Source organism: Dokdonella sp., assembly GCF_049593775.1.
Taxonomy (GTDB): domain Bacteria; phylum Pseudomonadota; class Gammaproteobacteria; order Xanthomonadales; family Rhodanobacteraceae; genus Dokdonella.
Genome location: NZ_JBAWHJ010000250.1, coordinates 1 through 6,012 on the forward strand (window position 1 = coordinate 1; position 6,012 = coordinate 6,012).

General features: G+C 60.4%; 5 protein-coding genes. 2 read left to right on the plus strand and 3 right to left on the minus strand.

Going from position 1 to position 6,012, the window contains the following annotated elements; translation table 11 throughout:
* On the plus strand, nucleotides 1-738 hold a 738-nt coding region (locus WBP53_RS08830; RefSeq protein WP_423928010.1), incomplete at its 5' end, for a PfkB family carbohydrate kinase.
* Between the two features lie 336 nt (nucleotides 739-1,074).
* Here WBP53_RS08830 and WBP53_RS08835 read toward each other — a convergent pair.
* Nucleotides 1,075-1,722, minus strand: coding sequence for a DedA family protein (locus WBP53_RS08835; RefSeq protein WP_423928012.1), 648 nt, complete (start codon nucleotides 1,720-1,722; stop codon nucleotides 1,075-1,077).
* Between the two features lie 634 nt (nucleotides 1,723-2,356).
* Between WBP53_RS08835 and dusB the strand changes: the two genes are divergently transcribed.
* Entirely contained in the window at nucleotides 2,357-3,343 is a 987-nt protein-coding gene (gene dusB / locus WBP53_RS08840; RefSeq protein WP_423928014.1) for a tRNA dihydrouridine synthase DusB, read from the plus strand.
* Nucleotides 3,344-3,669: 326 nt separating this feature from the next.
* Here the strand turns inward: dusB and WBP53_RS08845 are convergent, their stop codons facing one another.
* Nucleotides 3,670-4,596: a hypothetical protein gene (locus WBP53_RS08845; protein ID WP_423928016.1), complete on the minus strand. Its 927-nt coding sequence runs from the start codon at nucleotides 4,594-4,596 to the stop codon at nucleotides 3,670-3,672.
* On the minus strand, nucleotides 4,596-5,984 hold the full coding sequence (locus WBP53_RS08850; protein WP_423928018.1) for a tryptophan--tRNA ligase: 1,389 nt from the start codon (nucleotides 5,982-5,984) through the stop codon (nucleotides 4,596-4,598). Before WBP53_RS08850 ends, WBP53_RS08845 begins: the two co-directional genes overlap by 1 nt.
* Nucleotides 5,985-6,012: the final 28 nt, after the last annotated feature.

Genomic DNA, 6,012 nt, shown 5'->3' on the forward strand with positions numbered 1-6,012 from the left:
GGACTGGCTTGCGAATGGTTGATGGTCGATGAAGTGCCGACGGCCGCTGCAGGCATCGTGGTCAATGCCGAGGGCGCCAACCAGATCGTGGTCAACCTGGCCGCCAACGAACACTTGAGCACCACATTTCTGGAAAGCCATGCCGCCCACCTTGCCGGTGCCCGGGTTCTGCTCGTGCAACTGGAGAGCAATCTTGGGGCCGTTCGAAGTGCGCTGGACCTTGGCGGAAAATACGGCCTGCTGCGCATGCTCAACCCCGCACCGATGCACGCCGGGGTGGACGCATCCTTCCTTCGCTGCTGTGAGGTCATCACGCCAAACGAGACCGAGTTCGTTCATTTGCTCGAACGCATCGCCGATCTGCGCATTTCGGCAGTGCAGGTGGCCGACACATCCGATGAAATTTTGCATGGCCATTGTCGCAAGCTGGGTCTCGCAAGCTGCGTGATCACGCTGGGATCCCACGGCTGCTTCATATCGCATGATTCGAGCACTTTGCGCGGCGACGAAAAGCCATGCTATCGACTGCCAGCCGAGACCGTTCAGGCCATCGACACGACGGGCGCGGGAGATGCCTTTAGTGGTGCCCTGGCAGCGTCACTCGCTGACAGGCAAACCCGGTCATTTCGCGATGCGGTCCTCTATGCCAATCGCGTAGCCGCGATGAGTACGGAGAAGCTCGGTGCTGCCGTGGCCATTCCATCGAAGGCCGATGTCATCCAGCGCTTCGGCCAGTAATTCACTGGATCATCGACAATGGCGCTGCAGAAAATCGTCAAATCAACGTCGAGGTGATCTGTAAATCGGGCATCGCTACCGCTCAGCCAACGACGAAGCGATAACGTGATGACGGCCATCGAAACTCGCGCCCTGTTTCGGCTCCTCGGCTCCTCGGCTACAACGTAGGTTGGTGGCGAGCGTAGCGAACCCAGCAACGAAGCTGCAACGCGGGGACAGCCATCGAAACCCGGGCCCTGTTTCGGCTCTTCGGCCACACCATTGGCGCTGAGCGCCAGCAATTCCCAACCCCTGTCGGACCATTCGCAGATCCGAAAGCCGCGCGCAATGTATTTACTACCTGCGACGGCGCCGCGTCTGGCGCAGTCGCAAGAGCGCGCGGCGACGCGCAGTGCGACGCCAGAAGTAGCGCACAACCAGCACGAAGATCACGCCGAGCACGATCATCACGATGGTCTTGCTGCGATGTAGCCAGGTCAGCAGCCATTCGTGATTCTGCGCACCGTAGTAGCCAAGGTAGACCCATACCGGCACGCTGATCAGCGCTGCAAAGCCATCCAGCAGGAAGAAGCGCAGAAACGAAACGCGACCGGTCATGCCGGCCGTAAGAAAGATCGGTGAACGCAGTCCCGGCAGGAAACGCGCGACAAACATCAGGCGATTGCCATAGCGGGTGAACTTGGCCTGCACGCGGGCATAGCGTCGGGGAGTGAGCAGATAGGCAACCCAGCGCAGGCGCAGCGCGCGCTCGCCAAATATGCTGCCTATCATGAACATGATCGAGTCACCGGCCAGCACGCCGACGATGCCGACCGCGCACATGACGTTCACATTGGCATAGCCGAGCCCGGCAATCACACCGCCGGCAACCAGGGTAATGTCTTCGGGAATGGGCAGGCCAAAGCCGCAAATCATGAGCACGACGAAAACGGCCACGTAGCCATTGGCCGTGAAAAAGCTGACCAGGGTGTCGAGCAATGCCATCAGGCGTGCCGTCGGCGCGAACGTCGACGGCGGCTTCCATTGGCAGGCTGTTGAAATTCGCTCGGGCGAGTACGAGACAAGACGAAACGGGCCGGGAAAGCGCTGTTTACGTGCGGCAGGTGAGCATCGTGAGAGGCGTTTCGCTGACGTATCGTACCGAGTGGGTAGAATTTCAACCGTCTGGCAAGGCAACGCTGATCCATTGGCACCAACGTCATCGTATTCAGAAGGTCTGCCAGCCGAGCTGCAACGCGCAGCGAAGCCTGGTGGTCGTGACAAAGCTCGCGGTGCAGCTGACGGCCTTTCTGAACGCCACCGGTTTCGATACAAAACAATCGGATAGGCGACGCTTGTCTGCGCACAGCTCGATGTTGCGCTTCCCTGAGCGATGACCAGTCCGTCTGCGGCAGCGCGCCGTCACCTGCGTGCAAGCAGGTGACGTGACGACTGCGCCACTTGATCAGCGTTGCCTTGATTCGGCGGAATTTCGGATTCAAGCAATCAGGATGGGTAGCGGCTTCCCTTGAAGTTTAACAGGCGACAGGCCCGCTGTAGGGCTGGCCGAGACAATCCGCCAGGCCCTTGCGCGGCACACGGGCTCAAGCAGGCACCACTCACGTTAGAATGCGCGCCCATGCATATCGGCAAAATCCAGATCGAGCCCGCTGTCGTGCTCGCGCCCATGGCTGGCGTGACCGACAAGCCATTCCGTCAGTTGTGCAAACGACTGGGCGCGGGTCTGGCTGTATCCGAAATGACCACAGCCGATCCACGCCTGTGGCAAACCGCGAAGTCGCTGCGTCGTTCCGACCATTCGGGCGAGCCCGACCCGATCAGCGTTCAGATTGCGGGGCACGATCCACAAATGCTGGCGGACGCAGCTCGCTACAACGTCGATCACGGGGCACAGATCGTCGACATCAACATGGGCTGCCCGGCGAAAAAGGTCTGCAATGTCTATTCGGGTTCCGCACTACTACAGGACGAAGCTCTGGTTGCCCGCATCGTCGATGCCGTGGTCAAGGCGGTGGATGTCCCTGTCACGCTGAAGATCCGCACTGGCTGGAATCGTGACAATCGCAATGGTGTGCGCATTGCGCGCATTGCTGAGGATGCAGGGATCGCTGCATTGGCCGTGCATGGTCGCACGCGCGCTGATCTGTACAAGGGCGAAGCAGAATACGAAACCATCGCGGCCATCCGCGATGCCATCAGCATTCCGCTCATGGCCAATGGCGATATCGATTCACCGCACAAGGCCGCACGAGTGTTGCAGGCGACCGGTGCCGATGCGGTCATGATCGGGCGAGCCGCCCAGGGGCGACCGTGGATACTGCGCGAGATCGCCCATTTCCTGGCTACCGGCGAGATCCTCGCCGAACCAGCACCGCATGAAGTGCGGGATATTCTGGTCGGGCATCTTGAGGATCTCTACGCGTTCTATGGCGAATTGCCCGGCTTGCGCATCGCACGCAAGCATCTCGGCTGGTACGCCAAGGATCGCCCGGAAAACGCGGCGTTCCGCAGCGTGGTCAATGGCACCGATTGCGCCGCCACCCAATTGCGCCTGACCCGCGACTACTTTGATCGACTTGCCGAATTGCAGCCACTCGCTGCCTGACGGGCCGTTTCGCATTCTGGTGATTCGTATGAGGCCCTTCAGGGGCGGTGCTCTTGTCTCGGTGTGCGAAAGAGCATCGCCCCTGACGTGCCTTGCGAAAATCTCCTGGAGCATCGCGGCTGAAGCCGCTTCCTACGACAATCTCGTCACGGACGCGATCTTCGATCACTTCCCCGCTTTGCCGCTTCGTTGTTGGTTTCAGCCATGATGCTTTCTGCTACATATCTACCGGGAGAGTTGCGCAATTACATAGAATCTCCTACGGTTTTCAACAGCCGAATGGCTGGTCAGAAACTGATCGGATCGCGCGCGGCTTGCGGGCCGCCCTAGGGCAGAACCTGGAACGGGCAAAGATGTGTCCAGATCTCGCCCAGTTGCGAACCCGCGAAGTTGTGCCCGCCCACGAACAGGGTGAACCAGAGATCGTTGTTCAGGACCCAGCCATTGGCCTGGAAAATATTGCGGTCGCTGATGGCATAGGTTGCCAGCGGGTCACCATTGCCGACATGAATATCCAGCGGAATCCGCCGTGCAGCGGTCGCCACCAGGGCATTGCAACTGGTTGGATTGGTGCAGGCGAATCCTTCAAGCACACCTGCGCTGACCGAATAGGCTGCAAACGTGTCGATCGAGATGGGCGCACCGAAGTCATTCAGCATGATGTCGTGCATGACATGCCCGCCAGCGGAGAAGCCCCAGGCGATGCGGCGTGACTGATCAATATTGTAGGCGGCCTCGGCGTCGGCGATGGCAGCAGCCATGATGCTGTAGTCGCTGGGATTCGGCGGCGGCGCAATCCAGCCACCCGATGCACCGGTGCCCACGGGTGCCACGACGATAAACCCGTTGGCGCTGGCAACCGTTGCCCAGGTATTGCGCACGGACAGCGCGGCATTGTTGGCTGCGCCCGGGCCGGCCTGGCCATGCAAGGCAAGCACCATCGGCACAGGCTGTGTAGGCGAATAACTGGCAGGCACATATAGATGGACTGTATGCGTGCCATAGCCCGGGACAACAACCGATCGCGAAACATTGCCGATGGCCCCGCCGCTACCGCTGGAAGGCAGACGCGTGATCGGCGTCGCCGGCTGAAAGCCATCGACGTAAATGGCATCGGGATGCGCGCAGACCCACGGCGGAAGTGTGCTGGTAGTCGCCGCGACCGCGATCGATATATTTGCACCAGCTATTGCGGCCAGTAACCACAAGCCTGGTTTCTTGTAGCGCCTGGCTATTCTTGCAATCGGTGCCATCAGGATTTCTCTTCCTTCCTGGCACGCTTCTCCTCGGCAATCGCATGCAGCCTGATCAACGCGGCTCGAACATCCTCGATGTCTCCAAGCAGTTCGATCCCGGCGGCCTCGGAAAAAGACTCCTTGCCGAAAGCCGGTTCGACCTGGGCAAGTGCCATCGACGCGTCAATTCGCGTACCCGCTTCATCGGGCTTGCTGAAGCCATGGCTCTGCAGGAGCACAGAGCCATCGCTGCCGACCAGCTTGAAGTAAAACAGGCCATCCTTCTCGCGATAGCGCTTCCATTGAGGTGCTGCCCTGTCTTCCCGTTGCCGAGCCTGCGAACCGGTGGCTTCCTTCGAGATTGAAGTCGCGGACCCGATTCCCACCGTGCTGCGCAAGGCAGCGACGAACGGCGCACTTCGCTCGCGCGCCTTCCTGGCACCTTCCAGCAAACGCTCCTCGATCACCCCGGGTTTCGCCATCAACGCGTCGTAGCGGTCACGTGGTTCGGCCAATTCGGCATCAATACGCTCGAACAGCTTCTGCTTGGCGTCGCCCCAGCCGATGCCATCAGCAAAGGCCTTGCGCATCAGCGCGGTTTCATCGGCGCTGGCGAACGCCTGATAGATTGCAAACACGTTCGAGCCTTCCGTTTCCTTGGGCTCGCCCGGCTCGCGCGAGTCGGTGACGATGCCGAGGATGGCCTTCTTCAATTCCTTCGCCGGCAACCACAGCGGAATGGTGTTGTTGTAGCTCTTGGACATCTTGCGACCATCGAGCCCGGGCAGGGTCGAAACGTTCTCGTCGGTCACCGCTTCGGGCAGGACAAAAGGCTCGCCGCTGCCCTTGCTGACAGCGCGGTAGGCATCACCATAAAGATGATTGAAGCGCTGGCCGATATCGCGGGCCATTTCGATGTGCTGGATCTGGTCGCGCCCGACCGGCACCCGATGCGCGTTGAAGATCAGGATATCGGCGGCCATCAGCACCGGGTACATGAACAGGCCGGCGGTGATACCGGCATCGCCATCTTCGCTTTCCGCGACATTGCGGTCGACGGCAGCCTTGTAGGCATGCGCGCGGTTGAGCAGCCCCTTGGAGGTGACGCAGGTCAACAGCCAGGTCAATTCGGGAATTTCGGTGATGTCGGACTGCCGATAGAAAAATGCGCGTTCGGTATCCAGGCCCAGGGCCAGCCAAGTCGCGGCGATCTCGAGACGTGACTGCGCGATGCGCGCAGGGTCCTCGCACTTGATCAGCGCGTGGTAGTCGGCCAGGAAATAGAACGACTCGACATCATCGCGGCGACTCGCCTCGATGGCCGGACGAATCGCGCCCACGTAGTTGCCGAGATGGGGTGTTCCGGTGGTCGTGATACCGGTCAGGGTGCGGATCTTTTCTTTCATGGATGGAGCGCTGGGCCGAGCCTTGGGG

Excerpts from the sequence above, each read along its gene's own strand:
- WBP53_RS08835 (WP_423928012.1), bottom strand. The coding sequence starts at position 1,722 with ATGGCATTGCTCGACACCCTGGTCAGCTTTTTCACGGCCAATGGCTAC.
- dusB (WP_423928014.1), top strand. The coding sequence starts at position 2,357 with ATGCATATCGGCAAAATCCAGATCGAGCCCGCTGTCGTGCTCGCGCCC.
- WBP53_RS08845 (WP_423928016.1), bottom strand. The coding sequence starts at position 4,596 with ATGGCACCGATTGCAAGAATAGCCAGGCGCTACAAGAAACCAGGCTTG.
- WBP53_RS08850 (WP_423928018.1), bottom strand. The coding sequence starts at position 5,984 with ATGAAAGAAAAGATCCGCACCCTGACCGGTATCACGACCACCGGAACA.